We start from the raw sequence: 25,329 nt of genomic DNA, 5'->3' as shown, positions 1-25,329 counted from the left end.
AAAGGAGATTAAATCATGGACAAATTATTATATGGCGTAGCTTACTATGATGAATATATGCCTTACGAAAGATTGGACAAGGACATTCAGATGATGAAGGATGCAGGCATCAACGTGGTCCGTATTGCAGAATCCACCTGGAGTACCCATGAACCGCAGAATGGCGTATTTGACTTTTCTTCCGTAGACCGTGTGCTGGATGCCATGCATGAAGCGGGAATTCAGGTTATCGTCGGGACACCAACGTATGCTGTTCCAACATGGATGGTCAAGGAACATCCGGACGTGCTGGCTACCACCTCTCAGGGACCTGGTAAATACGGCGCAAGACAGATCATGGATATTACACACCCAACCTATCTATTCTATGCCGAACGGATCATCCGGAAGCTAATCTCTCGGGTAAGCACACATCCAGCGGTTATCGGTTATCAGACAGATAACGAGACAAAGCATTACAATACGGCCGGAGATAATGTACAACTGCAATTCGTCAAATATATGCGGAACAAGTTCAGTTCTCTGGAAGAGCTTAACAAGGAATTTGGCCTCGACTACTGGAGCAATCGAATCAATAGCTGGGAGGACTTCCCGTCTGTTGTAGGAACGATCAACGGTAGTCTTGGCGCTGAATTTGCCAAGTTCCAGCGGCAACTGGTAACCAACTTTTTGGCTTGGCAAGTGGGGATCGTGAATGAATACAAACAGGCAGGACAGTTTGTTACCCAGAACTTTGACTTCGATTGGCGTGGATATTCCTACGGCATTCAAGGGGATGTGGATCATTTTGCCGCATCGAAGCCTTTTGACATCACCAGTGTGGACATCTACCATCCTTCCCAGGATGATCTGACCGGCATTGAAATTTCATTCGGCGGGGATGTGGCGCGTTCGACCAAACAATCGAACTATCTGGTACTGGAGACCGAAGCGCAGGCGTTCTGGCATTGGGTTCCGTATCCGGGACAACTGCGTTTGCAGGCATTCAGTCATCTGGCATCAGGGGCGAACATGGTCGCTTACTGGCACTGGCATTCGTTGCACAATTCGTTTGAGACGTATTGGAAAGGATTGCTCAGTCATGACTTTGAACCGAATCCGGTGTACAACGAAGCGAAGACCATTGGTAGGGATTTTGCAAGACTGAGTCCTCAGCTTGTGAATCTGAAGAAAAAGAATCGGGTGGCAGTGCTTTTTAGCAATGAGGCTCTGACATCCATCAAATGGTTTGGTTTTAACTTCACCAGTGACAAGAACTACAATGACGTGGTGCGCTGGATGTACGATGAATTGTACAAGATGAACATTAGCTGTGACCTCATCGACCCATCGGTTGAGAGTTATGCGGAGTATGACGTGCTCGTTGTACCTGCTCTGTATGCTGCTTCGGATGCATTGCTGGAAAAATTGAATCAATTCGTACAGGATGGCGGACATATCGTCTACTCGTTCAAAAGCGGATTTGCAAATGAGCATATCAAGGTACGCTCTACCCGCCAGCCCGGGCTAATTAGTGAGGCATGCGGGATCAGCTACAACCTATTTGTAGAGCCAAAACATGTTTCGCTGCGCGATGATCCATTCGAGGTTGGTGAGGAGCAAAACCAGGTTCACACCTGGATGGAACTGATTACGCCGACAACGGCTGAAGTACTCGCTTGGTATGATCATCCACATTGGGGTGAGTATGCGGCAATTACCCAGAATGCCTATGGAAAAGGCAAAGCAACCTATGTCGGCTGTTATACCAGTTCTGCGGTGATCCGTAAGGTGTTGGAACGTGTCATGAAGGAAGCGGGCGTATGGGGAGCTGATCAGGAGCTGGCTTTTCCTATCATTGTGAAGACAGGTGTGAACGATCAAGGGAACACGATTCGCTACTATTTCAATTATGCGGATGAGGCAACATCCTTGGTGAATGCTTATGGAGAAGGGACTGAACTTCTGGCAGGAACCCCGATTGCTGCGGGAGAGAAGATCGAACTGGAACCATGGGGCATACGGATTGTCGAACAATAATAGAGTAGGCAATGGATGTTGAACTATAAATTTACACAAAAACGGAGATGACAGAAATAACCTAACGAAGCGAAGCGTGCGCCTTTATCCCCGGATTTTCCCTTTTCAAAAAGGGAATCAGAAAAAATCTGGGGATAACAGCGATCGAAGGTTGTTCTGTCATCGAAGTGTCCGTGTAAATAGCATTAGTTGTAACATTTCCAAACGAATATAAAGACCAAAGCGCCCTCGGCTTCCATGCTGGGGCGTTTGTCTATTTTAGCTCAGGAGTGGATGCGCTGTGTTTACCGAATGTTATCGGAAGCTGATAGATCCTTTCAAACGCAGCATTCGCAATAAGTTGATTCTTACCATGACGCTGCTGGCCGTTGTGCCCGTCATTGCCATGACCGCTATGGCAGCTGAGAATACCCGCTCTTCCATGGAAGAGGAGATTATGGAGACCAACCGAGCCAATATGAACTGGGCCTCCATCTATCTGGGTGAACAGTTCGCCCGCATGAACAATATTATCTATTCGATTCAGATCAGTGACGAATTGCATCAATATCTGGCGTTGAACGAAGAAGCGCCGGCAGCCAGTCGGTTCGATGAACAGAAGGCCATGTTCAATATGCTGAACAGTGTATACTATTCTGCTGGCAATTATGTATTTGGTGTTGAACTCTATCTGAAGGAATTGGACACCCTGTTCACCTTCAACTCCATGGATTCTCGCATCAAAGCGGTATCGGAAATACCGGAAGGGTATCATGAGCTTTTTGCCCAACATAAAGATTTTACGATTATCACTGATCCGGACGATCCGCAAAAGTTTCACATGACCCGCAGCATGAACCGCTTCGAGGATCAGGCACAGATCGGGGCCATCAGTCTGGAGGTCAAGTGGGCTGAGTTCAACCAGACCCTGGAGCTGCTGGATAGCCGGGGTGACTATGCGGTATACATTGCTGATAGTACGGGCAGTCCGGTCTATCAGCCAAACCAAGAGATTCAGCCGTCTACGGAAGCACTGGAGAAATTAGCAGGCACAAAAGAAAGTTCGGGCTTCATCCGGACAGCCAAAGAATATGTATTCTTTCACTCCATTGAGCCGTCAGGACTGCGTGTGATCAAGATTGTACCTGCCCATGTCATTAACGAAAGTGCCTTGGACACGATGAAATATGGACTGGTCGTGGGTGGCCTGGCAACCGTCATTTCTGTGGGACTGGCTGTATTTGTGGCTTGGCGTACATCGAAGCCCATTGTCAGACTGGCAAATTCCATGAAGGGTATTCAACTGATCAAGGACAGGGAAGTGGTGCGAAGCGGTCGGGTAGATGAAATTGGTCTGTTGGAGAAAAATCTGCACGGCATGGCTAGTCGTATTCGGGAACATATTCGCGACAATTACCTAATGAATCTGGAGAAGCAGACGGCCGAGCTCAAAGCACTGCAATCCCAGATCCATCCGCATTTCCTGCAAAATACACTACAGATGATTGGCGGCATGGTCTACTCGCAAAAACCGGCAGACAGTTACAAGGTCATTCGAGCCTTGAGCGAGATGTTTCGTTATATTGTACGAGCGCCGGATGGGCTTGTGCCCCTACAGTCTGAACTGGACCAGTTGGAGCATTATATGCTGATTCAGAAGCAACGTTTTGCCGGCAGGCTTGAATATACACTGGAGATTACCGGAGAAATTCGGGCGTGTTATATCCCCAAGTTGTCTTTGCAACCCATTGTGGAGAATGCATTTTTGCATGGTCTGGAGAAGAAACAGGGCGAGTGGAAGCTGGGCATTGAGGTCGTCTGTGAACCTACAGATGTAACCATTCGAATTCGTGATAACGGTATGGGTATGGATGCTGAGAAACTAATGGAGATGCAGTCCAGACTGGAGCGGCTTACCCGGCAGGCAGATCGGGTGTGGAGTTCAGGTACAAGTATTGGACTGGTCAATGCGGCCTCGCGAATTATAATGCATTTTGGACCTGAGTACGGGATGAGCATGGAAAGTGAATATGGACAGGGGACAAGCGTTACGGTACGAATCCCCTGCAATACAGGAGGCGAAGCCTTGTGAACAAGGAACTGTACAGAGTGCTGCTGGTAGATGATGAACCGTGGAACCGGGATATTCTGCGCAACCTGGGAGATTGGAATGAACTCGGCATGACCGTTGCAGGTGAGGCAGAGGATGGTGAGCAGGCCATACAACTGGTCGAGCAGCTTCAGCCTCACATTATCATTACGGACATGCGCATGCCCGGCACAGACGGTGTGGAGCTGTTACAGACGTTGAGCGGACGATACCCTCAGATCAAGGTGATCGTGGTGAGCGGATATGATGACTTCAATTATGCAAAACATGCGATCCGGCATCGGGCTGCAGATTATCTGCTCAAACCGGTGAATCCGGATGAACTGAATGGTGTACTTGCTAAATGTGCAAAGGAGTTGGAAAAGGTTGAATCAGCACCTGAATCGTGGGAATCGTACCCATCTTCGTTCGCAGGTGAGTTCTCCCTGTTTCAGCAACAGGCCCGCCTGCGGTTTAATGACCTGAACGTTCAGAGTCTGCGGGAGTGGTTCCAGCAATTACAGCAGAAGCTGGAACGATGCGAGATTAACAGACCTCGGCAGCTTGGGCGGGTGGCTCATGAATTACAGGCTTTGCTGGATGAGTTGTGCGTCTCCAATGGCTTGTACGAGCGGTCCGAAGCAACGGCGCTACCTCCTGCGGCTGCACTGGCTTCCATTGAATCCACGATCGCATGGATTTCGACTCCATACTACCAGGCTTTGGAGCAGCTGATTGCGCAGCGTAAATTCAAGAACAAGCTGAACCTGAATGAGGTGAAGCAATACATGGAGCAGCACTGTATGGAGATGATTACGCTGGAGCAGCTCGCCCAGATCTTTTTTGTCAGCAAGGAATATCTCAGCAAGGTATTCAAGAAGGAGTATGAGGTGAACGTGACCGACTATGTTGTCCAATTACGTATGACGAGAGCGAAAGAGTGGGTGATGGACGAACAGATTCCGTTCAAGCATGTTGCCGAGATGGCGGGTTATGAAGATGTGTCCTACTTCTATCGGGTTTTCAAAAAGCATTTCGGGGTATCTCCTGGGGAGATGCGGAAGGGACAACCTCGTATGTCAGGCAATTCAAGCAGCAGCACGGAATGAGTCGTTCGAGAGAGCATTTGCAGCAGGATTAAGGTTTAAAATAATCCAATACACAAGTCTAATTTTGTCCAATGAAGCGCTTTCATTTTCTGATATATAATGAGCCTATGAAAGACAAACCAGTTACACACCGGGAGGTCATAAGAGATGAAAGTATGGAAAAGCGTAGCAAGTGCGGTACTGGTCAGTGTTCTGCTCGCAGGTTGCGGTTCCAATGCAGGAACGGACAATGGGCAGGAGGAATCGGCGTCAGGCAGCACGGTATCACTCAAAGTATTCGTTGCACAACCTCGGCTGAAAGAACATTACGATAAATATATAGAACAGTTCAAAGCCAAGGAGAAAGCAGAGAAAAACATTGAGGTGAACGTGCAACTGGAGATGCCGCCAGCGGACAATGCACCTCAGATTCTGAAGACTCGCCTCGCCTCCAATGATGCACCGGATGTGTTCGCCCTCCATGCAGTCAATGAGATTCCACCGTTCAGCAAAGCTGGTTATCTGGAAGACCTGTCGGGCCAACCTTTTGTCGATAAGCTGCTGGATTCGGTTAAACCTTCCATAACGGATGCGGAGGGCAAAATCGTAGCTGTTCCATTGGAAACAGTATCATGGGGCTATCTGTACAATAAAGATATTTTCAAAGAGCAAGGGCTGGAAGTGCCAACGACGTTAACAGAAATGAAAGCGGTCGTGGAGAAACTCAAAGCAGCCAACATTACACCGTTTGAACTGTCCTACAAAGAAGCCTGGATTCCGCAATTATTCCTGCCACTTACCGTGGGTGCATTAACTCAGTCTGAGCACAAAGACTTCGTGGAGAAGATGAATCAGGATCAGGGCTCCTTCTCCGATATGAAAGCATTGTTTGATATCTTCGATCTCGTCAATGCCAATGGAACGGACAAAGCGCTGGAAGTGGGCGGAGATGATGGTTCAGCAGCCTTCGCATCAGGAAGCGCCGCGATGTGGATTCAGGGACCATGGTTTGCCGAAACCATTCTGAAGTCCAACCCGGACTTGAACTTTGGTGTAGCACCCATGCCGATCAATGACAATCCGGATGATACCAAAATCAATCTGAGCACCTCCACTTCACTGGCAGTATCGTCATCTAGCAAAAACAAAGAAGTGGCACTCGATTTCGTGAACTATATTCTCGATGACAAGGATTCAAGTGCATTCTTCGAAGCACTCAAGTTCAATCCGATTGCCAAGATCCATGACTTCAAGAGCTTCCCGTGGGTAGACGATGCTCAGAAATATGTGAGTGAAGGTAAAGCATATGAGGACCCATCCCTCCCTCAAGCGGTGAAAGACGAGTCAGGCAAAGCGTTGCAAGGCTACTACTCTGGGCAATTAAATCAACAGCAGGTTATCGATGCGCTCGACAAGGCGTGGAAATCCTACAACAAAGTCAACAAGTAAGGAGCTGTGAGGAATGGAGTACCTGCTTTTGTTTTGTTGACAAAATCTCAATGGGTTTGGGAGTTTAATCAACAAATGAGCGGTACTTTATTTCGTTACAGTCTCCAAGCAGATGATATGGCAGGCAGAACGTTCTTCGTTCCCTCGTTTACAATCATCCGCTTCGAGTGAAAAGGGGGAGAACCAATGGCTACGAATGTGTTCAAGAAGTATCTGTCACTGCTCGCGTTCACTGCGCCTGCCTTTGTCATCTATGCGATTTTCCTGCTGTATCCCACGTTTAGTGGCATGTTCTATAGTCTGACGGATTGGAACGGACTCAATCGGGATTACAGCTTTATCGGTCTGGGCAACTTCGTGGAATTGTTCAAAGAAGATCCTGACTTTCTGAACTCCCTGTGGTTCACGATGAAATATGTAATATTTATGCTGATTCTGCAAAATGGAATTGCCTTGTTGCTCGCCGTGTTGATTGAGTCACGAACGCGCAGCAAGGGGCTCTTCCGGACGCTGTTCTTCATGCCTAACATGATCAGTACAATCATCAGTGCTTTCATGTGGACATTTATCTTCTCTCAGGTGCTGCCACAGCTCGCACAGAAACTGGCCTTTTCGTTCCTCGACCAGCAATGGCTGGGTGATCCGAAGTTTTCATTTTACTCCATTCTGATCGTATCGCTCTGGAACGGTGTAGGGTATATGATGATCATCTATCTGGCTGCTCTTCAGGGTGTGCCAAAAAGCCTCAAGGAAGCGGCTGTTATTGATGGGGCCAACGCATTCCAGGTGCTGCGCAATGTGGTGTTGCCAATGATTACTCATGCCGTGACCATCTGTTTCTTCCTTACGCTGAACGGAGCATTCAAAGTGTTTGAAGTGGTGTATGGACTGACGGGTGGTGGACCGGGCAGAGCCACGCAGGTGATCACGATGAACATCTATGAAGAAGCGTTCTCCAACAACTTCAGATACGGCTATGCGAGTGCCAAATCGGTTGTGCTGTTCATCATCGTACTCATCTTTACCCTCATCCAGATCACCGTCATGAAGAAGAAAGAGGTGGAAGCATGAGGATGCAACGACTGAACAGTTATCTGATTCGACTGCTGCTGATTCTGGGCTCTCTCGTTGCCATGCTGCCGATCTACATGGCGGTGGTGAACTCTTTCAAAACACAGGGTGAGATGTTCCAATCCTTTCTCGCGCTGCCAACAACGCTTCACTGGGAGAATTATTCGGACGCGTTTAACAAAATCAATCTGCTGGGCAGTTCGATGAACTCGGCGATTGTATCCTTTCTGGGGATCGGGGGAATTGTCTTCTGTGCCTCACTTGCGGGATACAAGCTGTCACGTACCTCCGGACGTTTGAGCAACCTGATCTTCTTCCTGTTTGTTGCGTCCATGTTAGTACCGTTCCACTCAATCATGATTCCGCTGACACGGGTAGCCAAAGGCATGGGGGTGCAAGGAAGCACGTACGGATTGGCTTTGATCTATATCGGGCTTGGTGTGAACATGGCAATCTTCCTCTACCACGGGTTTGTGAAGTCTATTCCGCGTGAATTGGAGGAGTCGGCTCAGATGGATGGATGTAATGAGTTCCAGACGTTCTTCCAGATTATCTTCCCGCTCTTGCTTCCGATCACAGTCACCATCGCGATTCTGGACTTCCTGTGGATCTGGAATGACTTTTTGTTGCCACTACTCATGTTGACCGATGTGAATCGTTATACGCTGATTCTGTCCACGAACATGCTGTTTGGAGAATATAACAAGGAATGGCCGTTGATTCTGTCCTCCCTGGTACTGACAGCGATTCCGGTTATTCTGATCTATGCGTTCTTCCAGAAGTTCATCATGGAGGGTATTGCGGAGGGTGCTGTAAAGGGGTAAAACATTCGAGGGAATCCCGTAACTTCACCGGTAGCTACGCACTTCTGATATTCGAATACACTTAGGAAACTTACGCAAATAGCCTTGATCTGAAGGACGTGGTCCTTCCAGGTCAAGGCTGTTTTTTTGATTGTGAAATCAGGAAACACCATTCGTCGAAGTCAGGAGCCAGAGTCCATAAGCCTGTGGACGGCCTCTGCGAGGCATTGCAGTCCACGCTCCATCTCATCGGGGGAAGCATAAGCGTAAGACAGCCGAATGTGACTCGCATCCAGCCGGTCATACAAGTAACCCGGGTGGATAAGTACATTTTGCTCCAGACAGGTATGGAACAATTGGCGGATGGAGAGAGGGGAGACCGTGAATTGCAGCCAGATATAAAATCCACCAGCGGGCATTTCCCACTCCGCAATACCATGAAAGTGACTTTGAAGCAGCTCCAGCATGGTATCTCTGCGTCTGCGTAGTTCAGGGCGAAGGCGTTCCATATGTCCAGCGTGATGTCCTTCTGCGAACCACAGGGCAGCAGCTTCTTGGGCGAGTGAACTGGTACCATAATCGGTCTGCATCTTGATATCGGCGAGACGGCGAATGACCGGCTCTGGCCCAACTAGCCATCCGAGGCGCAATCCAGGACTGACTGCCTTTGACAGGGTGCCCATATGCAGCACCCGTCCTTCCTGGTCACGCGCCTTCAGCGATGACGGAGGAGGTTTATCCAGCCACAGATCACTGTAGGCGGCATCCTCCAGTATGGAGATGCCTAGTGTTCGAGCGATGGTCATGAGTTCTTCCCGGCGGTGATCACTCATGACAGAGCCGGTGGGATTGTGGAAGCTCGGGATCGTGTAGAGAAGCGAGATATGATCTTGATCTTTGACATGCTGCGCAGCATCCTCCAGACGTGCAATGTGTAGACCTTCGTTATCCATCGGGATACCACTCATTTTCAACCCTGCTGACTGAAAGGCGTGAATCGAATAGAGATACGACGGTTTTTCCAGGAGAACCGCTGATCCGCGAGGGAGCAGTCCTACCGAAATCAAGTGCAGCGCCTGAAGAGAGCCGGATACGATCAGTATGGAATCTGGAGAGGCTTGAATGCCATTCGTCTGCAAATGGACGGATAAAGCCTCACGAAGCGCCAGGCTTCCTTGAGGTTCCAGATAGTTGAGTGTACGAGAACGATGGGACAGGGAGTACAGAATGTCGTTGAAAGCATCCTGAGGCATCAGCTCCGGGGCAAGCTCCCCTGTACCAAGACGTATGATGCCGGGCCGAAATTCAGCCTGATTAATCTGCTGGATCTCGGGCAGGTTGGGATAATACCAGCCCTCCTCAATGGCTTCATTCCAGTTGGGCATCGCTTCGTGAGCCATACCATGCCAACCGGAGCCGGAAATATAGGTTCCCCCGCCATGTCTGCCTTCAAGTAGACCCGCGGCGGCCAGATTATCCAGGGCGGTGACCAATGTACTGCGGTTTACGCCCATGGACTTAGCCCATAATCGCTGTGAGGGGAGACGATATCCTGCGGACCATTCGCCCGTTGTGATTTTCTGCCGGATATAGGCTTCAATCTGGCGATATAAGGGTAAGTCGAGAGAAGGGTTCGGCTTCCACCCCATGCTTAGCCGAGAATCAGAACGTTCCATTACAGGCAGAATCACCTCCGTTTGAATTTACACTTGGTACTTCGATGGCAGAACAACCTTCCGATCGCTGTTATCCCCAGATTTTTAAATTTGATTTTATAAAGGTGAAAATCTGGGGATAAAGGCGAACGCTTCGCTTCTTCAGGTTATTTCTGCCCTCTCCGTTTACGTGTAAATTTTTATTTTTTATATAGTTAGCTTCTGAAATGACACTTTGTAACCAACACTATATCATTTGGTTGGGTCTGATGCCATCCAAGTGGTTGGTCACGTCAGCCATCATCTGCCCTACTATGGAATACAGAGATAAGGGGGAAGAATGATGGAGGTTATTATTCATGCAGTGATTCTGGCGTTTGGCCTGATCTTGCCACTGGGTGTGCAGAATGTATTTATTTTTAACCAGGGCATGAGCCAGAGGCGTTATATACATGCACTGCCTGCTGTAATAACGGCAGGGGTCAGTGATACGTTGTTGATCGGGGCAGCCGTTGGAGGAGTATCACTCATTTTGCTGCAATGGCCATTGCTGGCGAATGTGTTGTATGGAGCAGGAAGCTTGTTTTTGCTGTATATGGCTTGGAGTATCTGGAGGTCGTCCGAATCTGTGGAAGGTTCGCAGACGGTAATGTCAGCGGGGCGACAGATTGCGTTTGCTGCATCGGTATCTTTACTCAATCCCCATGCGCTGCTGGACACGGTTGCCGTGATTGGCACCAGTTCACTTCAGTATGAAGGGGTGGAGCGCATGTATTTTGCCCTGACAGCCGCGGCTGTCTCGTGGATATGGTTCTTGGGACTTGCAGGCGCGGGCAGGCTGATTGGCAGAACGGATCGAACTGGGCGAATCAGTCTGATGTTTAATCGGTTGTCCGCTGTGGTCATGGTTGGGCTGGCGGTTATGATGCTGTGGAAGCTCATCTATGCATAGAAGGACCGTGATGTGACTCATCCTGTTAAAATAAAAAACTCCCCGTGACGTTAATCGCACGGAGGGTTCAATGTAGGTGGTGAATTTGATTATCAGCATAGCTAACTGATCTAGTTATTGAGTAGGAATATGTAGTGCTCGATAATACTTCGGTGTTGTGTCTCCCATATATGGCGGGTCATTTGAATTAGGGTCATCGTAATCGGATCTATTCCGCCTTCAGCAGCATGGATTCAATAAACACTTTCAGATCACGGCTTACACTGTTCAATTGATCAATGACCTCGCTGAACTCGGTTACCAGCACCGCTTGTTGGTTGCTAGACTGTGAGATGGATGTGATCTCCTGCTCCATCTGCTGAATGGAATGCTGAACATCCTTCAAGGAACGTTCGATATTCACCGTAGCTTCTTTGGTACCTGTAGAAAGTTTACGCACTTCAGATGCAACGACGCTGAATCCGGCGCCTGCTTCACCTGCTCGGGCCGCTTCGATGGCTGCATTCAGGCCGAGCAGATTGGTCTGTTCTGAGATTTCACGGATGAATGCGGCGACTTTGTTTACTTCGCCTGAGTTCTGCACAGCCATGCGGGTATTATCCATAATCTGCGTGGAAGATGCCGTCAATTGCTCGGATTGGGCAGCTACCGTCTGCACCATATCTGTTAATTTTCCGCTGATACCGCCGATCAATTCAGTGAAGTACTCCAGTTTTTCCTCGTTCTGAAGAGAGAAACCAATGGCAAGTGTGCCCACGATATTTCCTTGTTCATCCCGAAGTGGGGTGGCCGCCGAGTTGATGGATGTACCATAAAATTTCGCATCAATACGGTTCGCTGAAGTTTCCCCATGTATAAGTGCCCGGCGGAGTGTAGGGTCATCGAGGGAAACGGGGTCTCCTGCCTTGATGCCCAGATCAAGTTCGTTGCTGGGAACATAATACCAGAACTTCTCCGTGTCGGTTACCGCAATCATGATATCATGTTCTTTCAGCATAATTTTAAAATATGGACTTGCTGCAACGAGTGCTTCAACGATGTTCAATAAGGTTCAGCTCCTATAATGTATATGTATCATCTAGATGTATTGTATACATCGTCAGAATGAGGTTAATCTTGAAGGCCTAATAAGGGCATAACGTATATTAATTAAATTTCCAACAAATGAAACAGGGGAATTGGAGTTTTTCAGAAATTTACGAAAAAATAACGAAAAAGCAGACAAGAACATGATGTTCTTGTCTGCTTTGGCTATCCACCTATGTCTTATGACACGCTTCACTTCACGTTATGAAAGCTGATTTACGTAAGGGGTCACCGCGCCAGCGTTACCTCTTCCGTTGTGTGAAGAGGTCTTCCTGACGGTACAGATATATATCCATACGCAGGAATGCGCGGTCGTGTTATATGCGTACTGTTGTTATCCGCCAATCTGGGACATGCGGCGTACCGTCGGTGTATGAGATTGCATTTTTTGTTCCAAAGCCAGAGCCATCTCATGATTCTTTGGTTTCGTACCCAGCGCTTTGAGGAAAAGTGCCGCCATAGCGTCCGGATCATCCACGAAGCGGCGAACATTATACTCATCCGACCAGTAGAGGCAGGCTTTGATATGTCCGTCAGCGGTCAGCCGAAGTCGGTTGCAATTGTCACAGAAGTGATCGCTTACGGGATGAATCAATCCAAATGTGCCTTCGGAGCCCACAATTTTCATATTTCGTGATGGGCCATTGCCCGCAGGGCCTTTTGTATTTTCTACCGTCCAGCCTGCTTCAGCACATACATCAGTCACGGCTTCCAGCGGCAAATAGGATTTGCGCCATGAATCCGAAGCCTGTCCAATCGGCATATATTCAATAAAACGCACATGAAGAGGTTGATCAATCGTCATTGCAATAAAATCTTTGATTTCATCATCGTTGATACCCTTCATCAGCACAACATTCAGCTTGATCGGAGCAAGGCCAGCAGCTGTTGCAGCTTCAATGCCTTTCAGCACCTTGTTCACATCTCCGCCGCGGGTAATCATGGAGAAGCGATCAGCGCGCAGGGAATCCAGACTGATGTTAATCCGGTTCAACCCGGCATCTTTTAACGCCTGAGCTTGTTTGTCCAGCAGAAGAGCGTTGGTAGTCAGGGCAATATCGTCAATCCCGTCAATTGCCGAGATCATGCTGACGAGCTTGTGCAGATCCTTGCGTACCAACGGTTCGCCCCCGGTGAGTCGGACTTTGCGCATGCCCATCGGGGCAAGTACCTTCAGCACCTGTGCTATTTCTTCGTAGCTCATAATCTCATCATGTGGAGCAAATTCCATACCCTCTGCAGGCATACAGTACACACAGCGTAAATTACAGCGGTCCGTAACAGAAATACGGATGTAGTCATGTATCCGGCCAAATGAATCCTGAAGCAGTTCCATGCAGACCACCCTTTCATCGGTTCAGATTGGAAATCTTCTATTATAAATGATACGACAATTTCAAAAGGAACAGTTGCATCAAATTTTAGCTATTTCTCCAATCCGCGTCAACGATGACGTCAGATGACAGCATTTTTGGCGGGGTGATTCAGATGGAATTGTCCCACGAGTTGTTGCAGAAAGACCGTAATGACTTCCACGTTATGCGAAGAATGCTGAACCTGCAACATATCACGGATCAGTTCCATCATCTCTGCTTCCACCTCAGCAGAAGTCGCCCGATTTTGATGGCTGATTGCAGCAATATTCTCCATCAGCATGACCACTTGATCCACGACTTGTGTGCGCTCAGGTTCTTCGGCGGTAGCATTTTGCAAAAGTTGCGAAGCGGCCTGAACCAGTGTTGTTCCTTCAGCCAGCACCTGATCACCCTCTGTGATTAATTGAGATGCGGCTCCTGCTGCCGTTGAGATTCGGTTCAGAATCTGATGAATATTTTCAGTTGAAGAGCGGGATAACTCGGCCAGCTTGCGGATTTCCCCTGCCACGACTGAGAACCCTTGGCCATGTTCGCCCACGCGTGCAGCTTCAATGGTGGCATTCAGAGCCAGCAGGTTGGTCTGAGCTGAAATTTCATCAATGACAGCCAGTGCACGGTAAATCTCTTTCATGGTATCCATGAAGGACAGGATGGTACGGTTGGTATCGGACACCGCTCCTGAGATTTGGGTCATTTTATCGCCGATTCGTTCCACTTCCTGTTGAGCCACGCTGATCTGTTCGGTAGCAGAGGTCTCCAGTTGTTGCAGCGTTATGCGCATGTGATCAGCAGCGATCTTGGCCTGGTCGAGATCTTCCAGTTGGGTGCGAATGGCCTGAATCATCGAACCAAGCTTGTAGTTCACACGCTCAGTCGTACCTTGGGTTGTCTCTGTTGAAGTTCGCATCTGATACTGATTATCCATAACGTCTACCGTGGCAAGTTGTACCTTCAGCATAATGCCTTCCAGAGAATCGATCATGTTGTTGATCCACTTCGCCAGTTCACCTGATTCATCTTGGGCAAAAGCAGACGTGTCCAGGCGCTGGGTCAGATCACCCCTGCCTTCGGCGTTAATTCGAATAAATCGGCTGATGCGACGCAAGTCTTCATGAACTCGTTGATATTGGCTGCGATGCAGCTGTAATGCTGTGAAGAATCCGAATAACACATTAACAGCGGCCATTGCTGCTGCGCTCCACCCACTACCAGTGAGGGCATAGACAAGAGCTGCTCCTGCAACGCCTGACAAAAGCGTGAAGAGACTGTGTTGCTTGAACTGGCGCCAGCCGATGCTTCGTATCCGATACACTTCTTCCAGATCCCCTTCACACATCATGCCCCAGCGATCAGGACAGTGTGGCAGCTGGAAGGTGATGCCTTTGCCGATCACAGAAATATGGCGGTAATCCGAGTAGCCGGGAAAGGCTACGAACAGATTGGAACCATTCTGAATGGTGTTTGCTACTCCGGGGTGTAGTTCTCCGGTCGATGGATCAGTGAACATGAGTTCCAGTTCGGTATGCTCCTTGACGGAAACGATACCCCATTCGGTGGTGACGCCATCTTTGAGATTTTCCCCATGCGTAAAGGTACGGTCTTCGAAGCGGCTTCGGGATAAGGCGGTGCCGGGTTGCAGATGGGGCCTTAATATCGACTCAGCCATAAAGAGATAATTGTCACCAGAATCAGGATAGATATGACCAGATTCTCGTTGGATCAGGTCACCGAGTACATCCCCGGGAACACGGCTGCATAATGAACCGACATATCGACCATCCTGCAGGATTGGGGAGATAAACAGCAAGGTGACATCATCGTGAAAAGCGGACGAGCGTGGACCAATATCCAACGTCAGTGGATCAGAATAAGGACCATACAAGCATTTTTTTCCATGGAGATCTGCTCTGGAGTATTTCAATCCTGGTCCAATTAAAGCTTCGTAATCTTCATAGATCTGTCCAATATGTTTCTTATATGTAGAGAATACCACCTGATTCTGTTCGTTCAGCATGAATAGCTCCGTACTGTCTACGGCTCGAATATAACTGGATTGAAACCATGCATCTAGTTTGCTTAGTTGCTGTGAACCTTGTAATACATCCTCTAATTGGACCGACTGTATCTGTTGGAGCAAACGGTCCAGGTGATTCCATTGTTCATCTGCCCAGTCCATCATAAGCTGCCGTCTCGTTTCCGCAATCCCCTCAAAAATCTGTTCCACATCTTCCTTCATATGTGCGTTCAACCGATACGATCGCCACAGCGGCAATCCTTTTCTCCATCCCAGCCAATCAAACATCATGACCACCCCAATTTCTGGATTCTATATTCAATCTTTATACAAGAAAACGAACAAGAATACGAGGGGATATGTCATATTTTCCGAATATTCATTCAATAAATACAAATGATCGTACGTTTATTGTTAGGTGAAATATATGTTAGCTTTCTACCAAGGAAATTCACATGAATACATCTGAGAATGGGTCTCATTTTACATTGTGTAACATGAACAGGCCCATACTCAAAACACACTGTATAATGTAATCCCCGCCCAAAGCGATATAGTATTATCTAACAAGCAAAACCTGTTACGTTCGTGTATATAAACCTCCCATTCAGCCTTGGTGTGCAATGAAAACAACTTCCCACAAAGGAGAATGCCCATGTCCTCCATATCCTCAGCCATAGTCCCCGAAGCCTGCCATATTGATGTAGATCATGTGTCCGTTGTTTTTGGCACAGGTACACAACAAGTGACTGCCTTGTCGGATGTTACATTCCAGATCCAGTCCAATGAGTTTGTCTCTCTGCTAGGCCCTTCCGGCTGTGGCAAGTCGACCTTGCTCCGGCTGGTAGGTGATCTGCTTCAGCCCACCTCAGGCACCGTACGCATTGCAGGTCAGGAACCTGAGCGTGCTCGTCTACAGCGACAGTTCGGTATCGTTTTCCAGACACCCGCCTTGTTCGATTGGCGCACCGTTCGTCACAATGTGGAATTGCCCTTGGAACTGCTGGGTACCCGCCGTAAGGAGTGCCGCCGCATTAGCAGTGAACTGCTTGAAATGGTAGGGTTAACTCGCTTCGCCGACCATTATCCATGGCAGCTCAGTGGGGGGATGCAGCAACGTGTATCCATTGCACGTGCACTTGCGCTTGATCCACCGTTGCTGCTCATGGATGAACCCTTTTCCGCCTTGGACGAATTCACGAAAGAAAAGCTTCAATTGGAGCTGCTTGAGATCAAGCGCTCAACAGGCAAGACCTTCCTCTTTGTCACACACAGCATCCCCGAAGCCGTATTTCTGTCCGACCGGATCATCGTGCTCTCGGCACATCCGGGGCAAGTACATTCCATTCATTCCGTCAATCTGCCTTCCGAACGTCATAGTGAACTGAGAGAAACGGAAGCCTTCTACCACATGATCACAACCATTCGCAACTGCTTCTACGAGGAGCGTGATGAATCTCATGTCCCTGCGGTTCTTTAAACCGGGATATCGATCCTGGGTTGTCATCTGGATTATGGCCATATTGGTGCTATGGGAAGGAATCGCCTGGATGCTCCAACTGTTCCTGTCACCTCAGCAGGCGGCGTCTCGCCTTCCTTATCTGCACGAAGTCCTTGCAGCCTTGTTTCGTTACTCGAGTACGCTCGCAGAGCAGGGGGCTGTCACGTTTGGCAATGCAGCCATTGGTTTTGGAGGGGGAACGTTGCTTGGTCTGGGTCTGGCTCTACTCATGAGCGGGGCTGTCTGGCTAGAGCGCACGTTATCTCCATATGTTGTCTCCTCACAGATGGTTCCGGTTATTGGTCTCGCACCAATTGTGTACGGGATCATCCACAATGCGGAGTGGGCCCGAATTGTTATGGCCACGTATGTCACTTTCTTCCCGATCATCATCCATACGTTAAAAGGATTGAAAAGTGTAGCACCAGAGCACCTGGAGCTTATGCGTTCCTGTGGAGCTTCATTGACTGCACGATATATCAAATGTCTGCTGCCTTCTGCACTGCCGGGACTATTTTCTGGTATGAAAATAGCCGCTCCGCTGGCGGTGACCTCCTCCATCGTTGTGGAATTGATGGGGGCCCCCGATGGGCTCGGCGTCCTGATGGTCAGTTCGTTATATTACGGTCATGCCCAAGTTGGTATGTTCTGGGCCACCATCATGCTTAGCATTGGCATTGGCCTGATCTCGTATCTGGCCATCAGTCTGGCCGAACGTTGGCTAACCCCTTGGCAGCCTGAATTCAGGGCCAAAGGAGGTCAGGCCACATGAGTGAAGGTAGAGTTTTGCAACGGAAGCGTGATGAAGGTGTGGCTATTGCTACTGTAACTGGCGCGGTTACGCCCCTCACGGGTTCACAGATAACATCTGCTCCAGGATCAGAAATTCACGGACAACAGGGACAAGCCGAAAAGGCCAGATTGGGTACCAGCGTTCGCAGGCGCTCAATTGTACTGAGCATGCTTCCTTGGGGTGCGGGTGTGTTGTTTCTCACCCTCTGGCAGCTCAGGTTGTTTCATTGGATATTCTCGCTGGAAAGCTACCAACTGCCTGTGCCTTCGGCGATTGCGGCATCCATTCAGGAAAATGCCAATATGCTCTTTCGATACGCGATGTATAGCGGAACCGAAATGCTGGGAGGTTTTTTGCTCGGTTCATTGTTGGGTGCTCTGGCAGCGGCAGTTGCATCGTTCTTTCCAACAAGCGGCAGGGCGGCGGTTACGGTTTTGTCGGCACTGAACGCAGTTCCGATTGTGGCCCTTGCCCCGATTATGAACAATTGGTTCGGAGACGGGATCTGGTCGCGTATTGCAGTCGTCACGGTGATTACGATGGCAGCGATGGCTGTTAGCCTGTTCAAAGGGCTGACTTCCATTCAGCCGCAGTACAGTGATCTGCTGAGTGGCCTTGCCGCGAGCAGGATGCAGTTTTTTTGGAAGCTGAGACTGCCTCATGCGCTGCCTTCCCTCTTCGCCGGTCTGAAGATCAACATGTCGACCAGTATTATCGGGGCCATTGTGGGTGAATTTTTCATCGCCTCCCAGGGGCTGGGGTACTTGCTCTCGGATCAGATTCGACTGGCAAACATGCCCTTGGCCTGGTCCTGCATTGTTATCGCCGCCGCGCTCGGCATTGTGTTGTATGAAGCGGTTGTCCTGGCAGAAAAACGACTCATTCCGTGGAATCGTGCACGCATAAATCCATAACTTACATCAGGGTACCAACCATAGATTCATAGATCGTAATACCTGATAGAGGTTGTTCAAAAAGTCCACGGTACTGAAAAGCAGACTTTTTGAACACGGACTGATGCTTGATAAATCGTATATAAACAGGGGGTTGTTCTGTACATGTACAAAACGTTGAAGCCGGGTTTGCTGGTATTGGTCCTGTTGGTTGTTACGATGCTGAGCGCATGTTCTACGAAGTCCGAGCCCGCGGCTGAGCCTGTTGCTGCGAGTTCAGGAGGGGCGGGCGAAGCAGATCAACCCTTAACCAAAGTGAAAATTCAACTGAAATGGGTGCCGCAGGCGCAGTTTGCCGGGATCTATGCAGCGAAGGAAAAAGGTTTTTTTGCAGATGAAGGCATTGATGCCGAGATTATTCCGGGTGGTCCGGATATCGTGATAGAGCAGCAGGTGGTCAATGGTGCGGCCGATGTGGGCATTACGGGTGTAGACAGTTTGCTGGTCAGCCGGGATAACGGTCTGCCGCTTGTCTCGCTCGCCCAGATCTCACAGAAGAGTAGCTATCGCTTGATTGCCAAGAAGTCCCTAGGTATTACTGATCCGGCTCAGATGAAAGGCAAAAAGGTCAGTACCTGGTTTGGCAGTCAGCAGTTTCAGGTGCTCGCGTTCATGGAGAAGAATGGCCTGGATCCGAAGAAGGATATTGAACTGGTGAAGCAGGGGTTCACGATGGATCAGTTTTTCAACGATCAGGTAGATGTGGCGACGGCAACGATCTATAACGAATTTCACGTGGTGCTGGAAAGTGGGATGAAAGAATCCGATCTGGATGTATTCAATATTGAAGATGCCGGTGTTGGGATGCTGGAGGATACGCTGATTGCCAAGAAGGATTGGGTAGACAACAATCGTGAGCTTGCGGTCAAAGTAACCCGTGCCGTTCTGAAAGGTTGGAATTACGCCATCGACAATCAGGATGAAACGGTGGATATCGTGATGAGTAATGTGACGGATGGCAGCACCACCCGTGAACATCAGGTCACGATGCTCGAAGAGATTGCAAAGCTGATCCGCCCGGAAGGATTTACGGAACAGCAAGTCGGCAGCTTTGTGGATGAGTCATTTACCCGAACTGCGGATATTGCACTGAACTATGGCTTGATCAAAAAAGCCGCCAACCTGGATGAAGCGCTGGAGAAAAGTATCTATGAAGAAGCTGTGAAATAAGCGCGTGGAGGAGGATGACGAATGAGTTCTGTGGATCAGCAGCCTCAGCCGCTTGGCAGTACGAAGGAAGAATGGCTGGAGAAGGATCGCAAATACGTATGGCATCACATCTCGCCTCATAACGATCATCCGATGATTGCAGTGAGTGGGGAGGGTAGCTGGATTACCGATCAGGATGGTACGCGTTATCTGGATGCGATGTCGGGACTGTGGTGTGTGAATGTGGGGCATGGCCGTGAGGAGATTGCGCGGAGTGCCTATGAACAGATGAAAGCACTTGCTTATGTACCGATGACACAGAGTCACGAACCAGCGATTTTGCTGGCGGAGAAGCTGAATGAATGGCTGGAGGGGGAGTATCGAATATTCTTCTCCAACTCAGGTTCAGATGCAAATGAGGTGGCTTTCAAAATAGCCCGTCAGTATCACCATCAGAATGGTGAGCCTACACGGCATAAATTCATCTCCCGTCACCGTGCGTATCACGGCAACTCCATGGGCGCACTGGGCGCCACCGGGCAAGCCGCCCGCAAGATCAAATACGAGCCGCTCGGCGTAGGTTTCTCTCATGTTCCGCCACCGTATTGTTACCGCTGTCCGTTTGGACGAAACAAGGATGGATGCGGACTCGAATGTGCAACCATCTATGAAGAGGTGATCCGTTGGGAAGGTCCTGAGACAGTTGCCGCAGTAATTATGGAGCCGGTGATCACAGGGGGCGGCATGATTGTGCCCCCGCCGGATTATATGCGCACCGTGCAAGAGATCTGTCAGCGCTATGGCGTGTTGCTCATTGTAGATGAGGTAATCTGTGGTTTTGGCCGCTCCGGGCAGAAGTTTGGTCATCAGAACTATGGTGTACAGCCAGATATCGTGACGATGGCAAAAGGCATGACCAGTGCGTATTCACCGCTATCAGCAACGGCGGTGCGAGCCGATCTGTATGACACGTTCCGGGAACCCGGACCGGATGCCCATTTTCGGCATGTGAATACCTTTGGTGGGAATCCGGTGTCCTGCCGAGTTGCACTGGCGAATCTGGAGATTCTGGAACGAGAGAATCTGGTCAGCCGGGCGGAAGAACTGGGATATCTGCTTCGTGAGAAGCTGGAGCCACTACTGGAGCTGTCCATTGTGGGGGAAATCCGTTCATTCGGATTCGCCTGTGGCATTGAATTGATTGAAGCAGACGGATCTCCTGCGGAGGCGGATAAAGTAATGAAGGTACTCGCCAGTTGTAAAAGGGACGGCATCCTGATTGGCAAGAACGGCGATACCGTGCCGGGGTTTGCAAACATTTTGACGATCTCCCCACCTTTTGTCACCACCGAGGATGAGTTGGATCTGATCGCTGGAAGTTTGCTCGTTGCGCTACGTAGTCTGGACGCAGGTTAGTTGCCATACACAGGTGCGACAGACGTTTACGGTTTAGCAAGCGAGATGGAGATTTTCATATCATTACGCGATAAATATGCGCAAGGAGGCGAGGGAGGATGCAGACCACAAGAGGCAAAGTCATTAATCAGCATCGGCTGAATGAGCGAATTGAGCAGTTGTCACAGATTGGCCGAATTGCGGAGACGGGTGTCTGCCGACTTGCCCTGACCCCGGAAGATATGGACGGCATCATACAGGTTCGTCTCTGGATGGAAAATGCCGGTTTGACGACACGACTTGATCCGTTTGGCAATCTGATTGGTCGTCTGGAAGGTGAGGATCAGGCGCTGCCGATCCTCATGATTGGTTCCCATATCGACTCTCAGCCCTACGGCGGTCGATATGATGGAGCGATTGGTGTGCTGGGTGCACTCGAAGCGGTGCAATGCCTGATCGAAAATGGCATTCAACCCCGTATGCCGATTGAGGTGATTGCCTTTTGCGATGAAGAAGGTTCCCGTTTTAACAAAGGCCTGTTCGGCTCACGTGGTATAACCGGTCAGTTGGAAGAAGGCGAACTGGAGCGGCAAGATAAAAACGGAGTGACCCGCCGGGAGGCACTGGAAGCCTTTGGCTGTTCTCCTTCGGATTTTGAAGAAGCGATCTATCCACCAGGTTCCATAGGCAGTTATCTGGAGCTGCACATTGAGCAGGGGCCGGTGCTGGAAGCGTTGAATGCACCAGTAGGTCTGGTGACGGGCATCTCGGGCCCGCTGTGGCTTACGGTGACGATGAAAGGCATGGCGGGTCATGCGGGCTCCGTTCCGATGGGGATGCGGCATGATGCTTTGGTAGGCAGCGCAAAAGTCATTGCGGCGTTTGACGATATGGTGAGAGAAGACCCGGAAGCTCCAACCGTAGGTACGGTGGGGAGTCTGAGGGTATTTCCAGACTCACGGAATATCATCCCGGAGGAAGTCAGCTTCACGGTTGATTTACGAGACATGGAGATGGAGCGCAGGAACCGGCTTGAAGCCCGATTGATGAACATTTTGGATGACGTGAGTTTCCGATATGGTCTAACCTACTCGCTGACAGAGGATACGAATAGTGAGCCGCGGTATTGTGCAGAGCCAATCAAGTCGGTGATTCGTTCATCCGCGGAAGAGATCGGGGTTATTTTGCCAGAACTGATGAGTGGTCCGTTCCATGATGCGTTGGCCATTTCGCTTGCGTGTGATTATGGCATGATCTTTGTCCGCAGCAAAGACGGCATCAGTCATCATCCCAGCGAATATTCCTCCCCGGAGGATATTGGACTTGGCACGGAAGTGTTGTATCGCACCATTCGGAGGATGTGCAGTGGAATGAACCAATCAATCATTTTACCTGAGGAGGCGTTGTGACGTTATGAGCAAAATCAGCATCGGATTAATCCAGGCTTCTCATGAAATCGAAGGTTCGGCTCCCGTTGAGGTGCACAAAGAGGCTGCGGTTCAGAAACACATTGCGCTGGTCCGTGAAGCGGCTGCAAGAGGCGCCAAGATCATCGGGTTGCAGGAAGTATTCTATGGGCCGTACTTTTGCACAGAGCAGAATCCCAAATGGTATGCATCCGCTGAACCGGTGCCGGAAGGACCGACGACCAGACGTTTTCAGGAGCTGGCAAAGGAGCTTGCGGTGGTGATTATTTTACCTGTATACGAGGTGGAGGGCATTGCTTCGTATTACAATACGGCAGCCGTTATTGATGCGGATGGTACGTATCTGGGCAAATACCGCAAACATCATATCCCGCATGTGGAAGCAGGTGAGGGTACGAATGGATTCTGGGAAAAGTATTATTTCAAACCAGGTAACCTCGGGTTTCCGGTTTTTGATACGGCCTACGCCAGAGTCGGCGTGTACATCTGTTATGATCGTCATTTTCCGGAAGGCGCACGATTGCTTGGGTTGGCAGGGGCAGAGATTGTGTTCAATCCGTCCGCAACAGTTGCGGGTACATCTGAATATCTGTGGAAACTGGAACAGCCCGCTCACGCGGTAGCTAACGGCTATTATGTAGCGGCCATCAACCGGGTTGGCGTGGAAGCGCCGTGGAATATGGGCGAATTTTATGGACAGTCGTACTTGGTGGACCCGCGAGGCAGAATGGTAGCGATCGGTAGCCGGGATCAGGATGAGGTCGTTATTGGCGAGATGGATACGGAGATGATTCGTGAGGTGCGTAATGTGTGGCAATTCTACCGGGATCGCAGGCCGGAAACGTACGAACATCTGGTTAGTCTGTAGGAAGCAGCAACGAGTGATCGGTAAGTGATTCTGTCAGCGGGGTGGCATGTGTAATGCACGTAAGATTGTTTTAGATAGCGTGGATCATTCTCCAGGAGGTGCATGACATTGATGAACAGCTCAGGAACAACGTTATCCGATTATGGGTGGGAGAGTCGTTTTGCCGAGATGAAACCCGCCATGACAGGCAAGGAAGCGATGGAGGAGTCGAACCGCTGTCTGTACTGTTACGATGCACCTTGTATCAAGGCTTGTCCAACCGACATTAATATCCCTTCTTTTATTAGCAAAATATCAACAGGGCACCTGAAAGGTTCCGCCCGCACCATCATGCATGCGAATCCGGTTGGAGCCAGCTGCGCACGTGTATGTCCCACGGAAGAGCTCTGTGAAGGCGCATGTGTGCTAAACGAATCGTCGAAGCCGATCCGGATTGGTGACTTGCAGCGATATGCCACCGACTGGGCGCGTGCGAAGAATGAGCCGTTATTCCAGGCAGCACCTGCCAATGGGAGAACCGTCGCTGTTGTGGGAGCAGGGCCAGCAGGACTGTCAGCGGCACGTGAACTGGGGCGCGCAGGATATGAGGTGACGATCTATGAAGCCAAACCCAAAGGTGGGGGGCTGAATACGTACGGCATCGTATCTTTCCGTTTGCCCGAATCGGTTGCACTGTGGGAAGTGGAGCAGGTGGAAGTGCTTGGTGTGCAGATCCGTTATGGAGTGCGAATTGGTGTAGATCTCCCTGCTACGCAGTTGCTGGAGCAACATGAAGCGGTCATTCTGGCCTGTGGCATGGGTTCAGTACCCATGCTGGGCATTGAAGGGGAGACATTGGAAGGTGTCTATGATGCGATTGAACTGGTGGAGTCTACCAAGCAGGGTGTTCCACCCGCGCTGAATGGTCTGAAGGTCGCCGTTATTGGCGCGGGTAATACGGCGGTAGATGCAGCGACCTGTTCGGTACGTCTTGGTGCCGAGCGGGTGCAGATGTTATATCGGCGCGGGGAAAGTCAGATGACGGCGTATGCGTTTGAATATACGTTTGCCAAGCAGGAGGGTGTGGAGTTCCGGTGGTTTACGATGCCGCAGCGTATCATTGGAGACGAGAATGGTCGGGTTCAGGCTGTGGAATGCGTGAAAATGGAGTTGATTACTCCGCCTGGAGGTGGGCGTGCCTTGCCAGTGCCTGTGGAGGGATCGGAGTTCATGATTGAATGTGATACGGTCATCCGGGCGATTGGGCAACATCGGTTATTACCATTAATCGAAACGTTTGGGCTGCGTCACCAATGGGGCGTCGTTGAGATCGAACCGCATACGTACCGTACCTCGCATCCTCAGATCTATGCGGCAGGAGATGTCATTTTTGGTCAGGGCCAGGGTGAGGCGATGGTTGTCTCGGCTGCACAGCAGGGTAAGCTGGCTGCCGCCGCAGTCATGAAGGCGTTGCCTGGACAGGTGGAAGAGACGGCGTGAGTTGTGAGCGAGACAAGGAAAAGTGGAGAGTACACGGAAACCGTGCAATGAAAGGGTGTAAGGAGAGAGTACAAGGAGAGGCGAGGGTGGGAGGGCGCAAGGGACTGCTAGAGTGATATAGGTGTAGATCAGATCTGAGCAAGAAGTGTGGGTACATCAAATTCTCGTGTACCTGACACGCTA

Annotated in this window: 19 protein-coding genes; 15 read left to right on the top strand and 4 right to left on the bottom strand. The window is 49.8% G+C overall.

Annotated elements, in window-relative coordinates; genetic code table 11:
* The first annotated feature begins 15 nt into the window (after nucleotides 1–15).
* The 6 genes from MKZ13_RS28565 to MKZ13_RS28540 all read left to right on the top strand — a co-directional run bounded on the left by MKZ13_RS28565 (nucleotide 16) and on the right by MKZ13_RS28540 (nucleotide 8,519).
* Nucleotides 16–2,019: a beta-galactosidase gene (locus tag MKZ13_RS28565; RefSeq protein WP_339180026.1), complete on the top strand. Its 2,004-nt coding sequence runs from the start codon at nucleotides 16–18 to the stop codon at nucleotides 2,017–2,019.
* Nucleotides 2,020–2,299: 280 nt separating this feature from the next.
* A complete protein-coding gene (locus tag MKZ13_RS28560) occupies nucleotides 2,300–4,090 on the top strand; it encodes a sensor histidine kinase (RefSeq protein WP_339180024.1) in 1,791 nt (596 codons plus the stop codon).
* Entirely contained in the window at nucleotides 4,087–5,196 is a 1,110-nt protein-coding gene (locus MKZ13_RS28555; protein ID WP_339180022.1) for a response regulator, read from the top strand. Before MKZ13_RS28560 ends, MKZ13_RS28555 begins: the two co-directional genes overlap by 4 nt.
* Nucleotides 5,197–5,343: 147 nt before the next feature.
* Entirely contained in the window at nucleotides 5,344–6,624 is a 1,281-nt protein-coding gene (locus MKZ13_RS28550; protein WP_105600177.1) for an extracellular solute-binding protein, read from the top strand.
* Between the two features lie 186 nt (nucleotides 6,625–6,810).
* Nucleotides 6,811–7,695 carry a sugar ABC transporter permease gene (locus MKZ13_RS28545; RefSeq protein ID WP_145324507.1) on the top strand — a complete coding sequence of 295 codons (885 nt, stop codon included), beginning with the start codon at nucleotides 6,811–6,813 and terminating at the stop codon, nucleotides 7,693–7,695.
* On the top strand, nucleotides 7,692–8,519 hold the full coding sequence (locus MKZ13_RS28540; RefSeq protein ID WP_047840740.1) for a carbohydrate ABC transporter permease: 828 nt from the start codon (nucleotides 7,692–7,694) through the stop codon (nucleotides 8,517–8,519). The genes MKZ13_RS28545 and MKZ13_RS28540 overlap by 4 nt, the downstream gene beginning before the upstream one ends.
* Nucleotides 8,520–8,680: 161 nt before the next feature.
* Here the strand turns inward: MKZ13_RS28540 and MKZ13_RS28535 are convergent, their stop codons facing one another.
* Complete coding sequence (locus MKZ13_RS28535; RefSeq protein ID WP_339180015.1) at nucleotides 8,681–10,174, bottom strand: PLP-dependent aminotransferase family protein; 1,494 nt, start codon at nucleotides 10,172–10,174, stop codon at nucleotides 8,681–8,683.
* 319 nt (nucleotides 10,175–10,493) lie between these two features.
* Between MKZ13_RS28535 and MKZ13_RS28530 the strand changes: the two genes are divergently transcribed.
* Nucleotides 10,494–11,105 (top strand): LysE/ArgO family amino acid transporter, encoded by a 612-nt coding sequence (locus MKZ13_RS28530; RefSeq protein WP_339180013.1) that lies wholly within the window; start codon nucleotides 10,494–10,496, stop codon nucleotides 11,103–11,105.
* A 208-nt stretch (nucleotides 11,106–11,313) separates the two neighbouring features.
* Here the strand turns inward: MKZ13_RS28530 and MKZ13_RS28525 are convergent, their stop codons facing one another.
* The 3 genes from MKZ13_RS28525 to MKZ13_RS28515 all read right to left on the bottom strand — a co-directional run bounded on the left by MKZ13_RS28525 (nucleotide 11,314) and on the right by MKZ13_RS28515 (nucleotide 15,872).
* Complete coding sequence (locus MKZ13_RS28525; RefSeq protein ID WP_339180011.1) at nucleotides 11,314–12,150, bottom strand: methyl-accepting chemotaxis protein; 837 nt, start codon at nucleotides 12,148–12,150, stop codon at nucleotides 11,314–11,316.
* A 375-nt stretch (nucleotides 12,151–12,525) separates the two neighbouring features.
* Nucleotides 12,526–13,527 (bottom strand): GTP 3',8-cyclase MoaA, encoded by a 1,002-nt coding sequence (gene moaA / locus MKZ13_RS28520; RefSeq protein ID WP_036612663.1) that lies wholly within the window; start codon nucleotides 13,525–13,527, stop codon nucleotides 12,526–12,528.
* 119 nt (nucleotides 13,528–13,646) lie between these two features.
* A complete protein-coding gene (locus MKZ13_RS28515) occupies nucleotides 13,647–15,872 on the bottom strand; it encodes a methyl-accepting chemotaxis protein (protein ID WP_339180008.1) in 2,226 nt (741 codons plus the stop codon).
* Nucleotides 15,873–16,236: 364 nt separating this feature from the next.
* On the opposite strand from MKZ13_RS28515, the gene MKZ13_RS28510 reads away from it, so the two are divergent.
* From MKZ13_RS28510 to MKZ13_RS28475, 8 genes are all read left to right on the top strand, one after another.
* A complete protein-coding gene (locus MKZ13_RS28510) occupies nucleotides 16,237–17,061 on the top strand; it encodes an ABC transporter ATP-binding protein (protein ID WP_339180005.1) in 825 nt (274 codons plus the stop codon).
* Nucleotides 17,042–17,854, top strand: coding sequence for an ABC transporter permease subunit (locus MKZ13_RS28505; protein WP_339180003.1), 813 nt, complete (start codon nucleotides 17,042–17,044; stop codon nucleotides 17,852–17,854). The genes MKZ13_RS28510 and MKZ13_RS28505 overlap by 20 nt, the downstream gene beginning before the upstream one ends.
* Nucleotides 17,851–18,789 (top strand): ABC transporter permease, encoded by a 939-nt coding sequence (locus tag MKZ13_RS28500; protein WP_339180001.1) that lies wholly within the window; start codon nucleotides 17,851–17,853, stop codon nucleotides 18,787–18,789. Before MKZ13_RS28505 ends, MKZ13_RS28500 begins: the two co-directional genes overlap by 4 nt.
* Before the next feature lie 144 nt (nucleotides 18,790–18,933).
* On the top strand, nucleotides 18,934–19,998 hold the full coding sequence (locus MKZ13_RS28495; protein ID WP_339179999.1) for an ABC transporter substrate-binding protein: 1,065 nt from the start codon (nucleotides 18,934–18,936) through the stop codon (nucleotides 19,996–19,998).
* 21 nt (nucleotides 19,999–20,019) lie between these two features.
* Nucleotides 20,020–21,393 carry an aspartate aminotransferase family protein gene (locus MKZ13_RS28490; RefSeq protein ID WP_339179997.1) on the top strand — a complete coding sequence of 458 codons (1,374 nt, stop codon included), beginning with the start codon at nucleotides 20,020–20,022 and terminating at the stop codon, nucleotides 21,391–21,393.
* 98 nt (nucleotides 21,394–21,491) lie between these two features.
* On the top strand, nucleotides 21,492–22,781 hold the full coding sequence (locus MKZ13_RS28485) for a M20 family metallo-hydrolase (protein ID WP_339179994.1): 1,290 nt from the start codon (nucleotides 21,492–21,494) through the stop codon (nucleotides 22,779–22,781).
* A gap of 4 nt (nucleotides 22,782–22,785) precedes the next feature.
* Nucleotides 22,786–23,667 carry a nitrilase-related carbon-nitrogen hydrolase gene (locus tag MKZ13_RS28480; RefSeq protein WP_036612648.1) on the top strand — a complete coding sequence of 294 codons (882 nt, stop codon included), beginning with the start codon at nucleotides 22,786–22,788 and terminating at the stop codon, nucleotides 23,665–23,667.
* A 111-nt stretch (nucleotides 23,668–23,778) separates the two neighbouring features.
* Nucleotides 23,779–25,146, top strand: coding sequence for an NAD(P)-dependent oxidoreductase (locus MKZ13_RS28475; RefSeq protein ID WP_339185464.1), 1,368 nt, complete (start codon nucleotides 23,779–23,781; stop codon nucleotides 25,144–25,146).
* Nucleotides 25,147–25,329 lie beyond the last annotated feature (183 nt).

Origin of the sequence: Paenibacillus sp. FSL R5-0701 (genome assembly GCF_037973995.1) — a bacterium.
In the GTDB taxonomy this organism is placed as follows: Bacteria; Bacillota; Bacilli; order Paenibacillales; family Paenibacillaceae; genus Paenibacillus.
This window is presented reverse-complemented; position numbering and strand designations above follow the sequence as displayed.

What these genes read in the sequence shown, in the direction of transcription:
- moaA (WP_036612663.1), bottom strand. Translation starts at nt 13,527, where the DNA reads ATGGAACTGCTTCAGGATTCATTTGGCCGGATACATGACTACATCCGT.
- MKZ13_RS28475 (WP_339185464.1), top strand. Translation starts at nt 23,779, where the DNA reads ATGAACAGCTCAGGAACAACGTTATCCGATTATGGGTGGGAGAGTCGT.
- MKZ13_RS28550 (WP_105600177.1), top strand. Translation starts at nt 5,344, where the DNA reads ATGAAAGTATGGAAAAGCGTAGCAAGTGCGGTACTGGTCAGTGTTCTG.
- MKZ13_RS28530 (WP_339180013.1), top strand. Translation starts at nt 10,494, where the DNA reads ATGATGGAGGTTATTATTCATGCAGTGATTCTGGCGTTTGGCCTGATC.
- MKZ13_RS28500 (WP_339180001.1), top strand. Translation starts at nt 17,851, where the DNA reads ATGAGTGAAGGTAGAGTTTTGCAACGGAAGCGTGATGAAGGTGTGGCT.
- MKZ13_RS28505 (WP_339180003.1), top strand. Translation starts at nt 17,042, where the DNA reads ATGTCCCTGCGGTTCTTTAAACCGGGATATCGATCCTGGGTTGTCATC.
- MKZ13_RS28515 (WP_339180008.1), bottom strand. Translation starts at nt 15,872, where the DNA reads ATGATGTTTGATTGGCTGGGATGGAGAAAAGGATTGCCGCTGTGGCGA.
- MKZ13_RS28490 (WP_339179997.1), top strand. Translation starts at nt 20,020, where the DNA reads ATGAGTTCTGTGGATCAGCAGCCTCAGCCGCTTGGCAGTACGAAGGAA.
- MKZ13_RS28540 (WP_047840740.1), top strand. Translation starts at nt 7,692, where the DNA reads ATGAGGATGCAACGACTGAACAGTTATCTGATTCGACTGCTGCTGATT.
- MKZ13_RS28510 (WP_339180005.1), top strand. Translation starts at nt 16,237, where the DNA reads ATGTCCTCCATATCCTCAGCCATAGTCCCCGAAGCCTGCCATATTGAT.
- MKZ13_RS28535 (WP_339180015.1), bottom strand. Translation starts at nt 10,174, where the DNA reads ATGGAACGTTCTGATTCTCGGCTAAGCATGGGGTGGAAGCCGAACCCT.
- MKZ13_RS28565 (WP_339180026.1), top strand. Translation starts at nt 16, where the DNA reads ATGGACAAATTATTATATGGCGTAGCTTACTATGATGAATATATGCCT.
- MKZ13_RS28545 (WP_145324507.1), top strand. Translation starts at nt 6,811, where the DNA reads ATGGCTACGAATGTGTTCAAGAAGTATCTGTCACTGCTCGCGTTCACT.
- MKZ13_RS28495 (WP_339179999.1), top strand. Translation starts at nt 18,934, where the DNA reads ATGTACAAAACGTTGAAGCCGGGTTTGCTGGTATTGGTCCTGTTGGTT.
- MKZ13_RS28480 (WP_036612648.1), top strand. Translation starts at nt 22,786, where the DNA reads ATGAGCAAAATCAGCATCGGATTAATCCAGGCTTCTCATGAAATCGAA.
- MKZ13_RS28485 (WP_339179994.1), top strand. Translation starts at nt 21,492, where the DNA reads ATGCAGACCACAAGAGGCAAAGTCATTAATCAGCATCGGCTGAATGAG.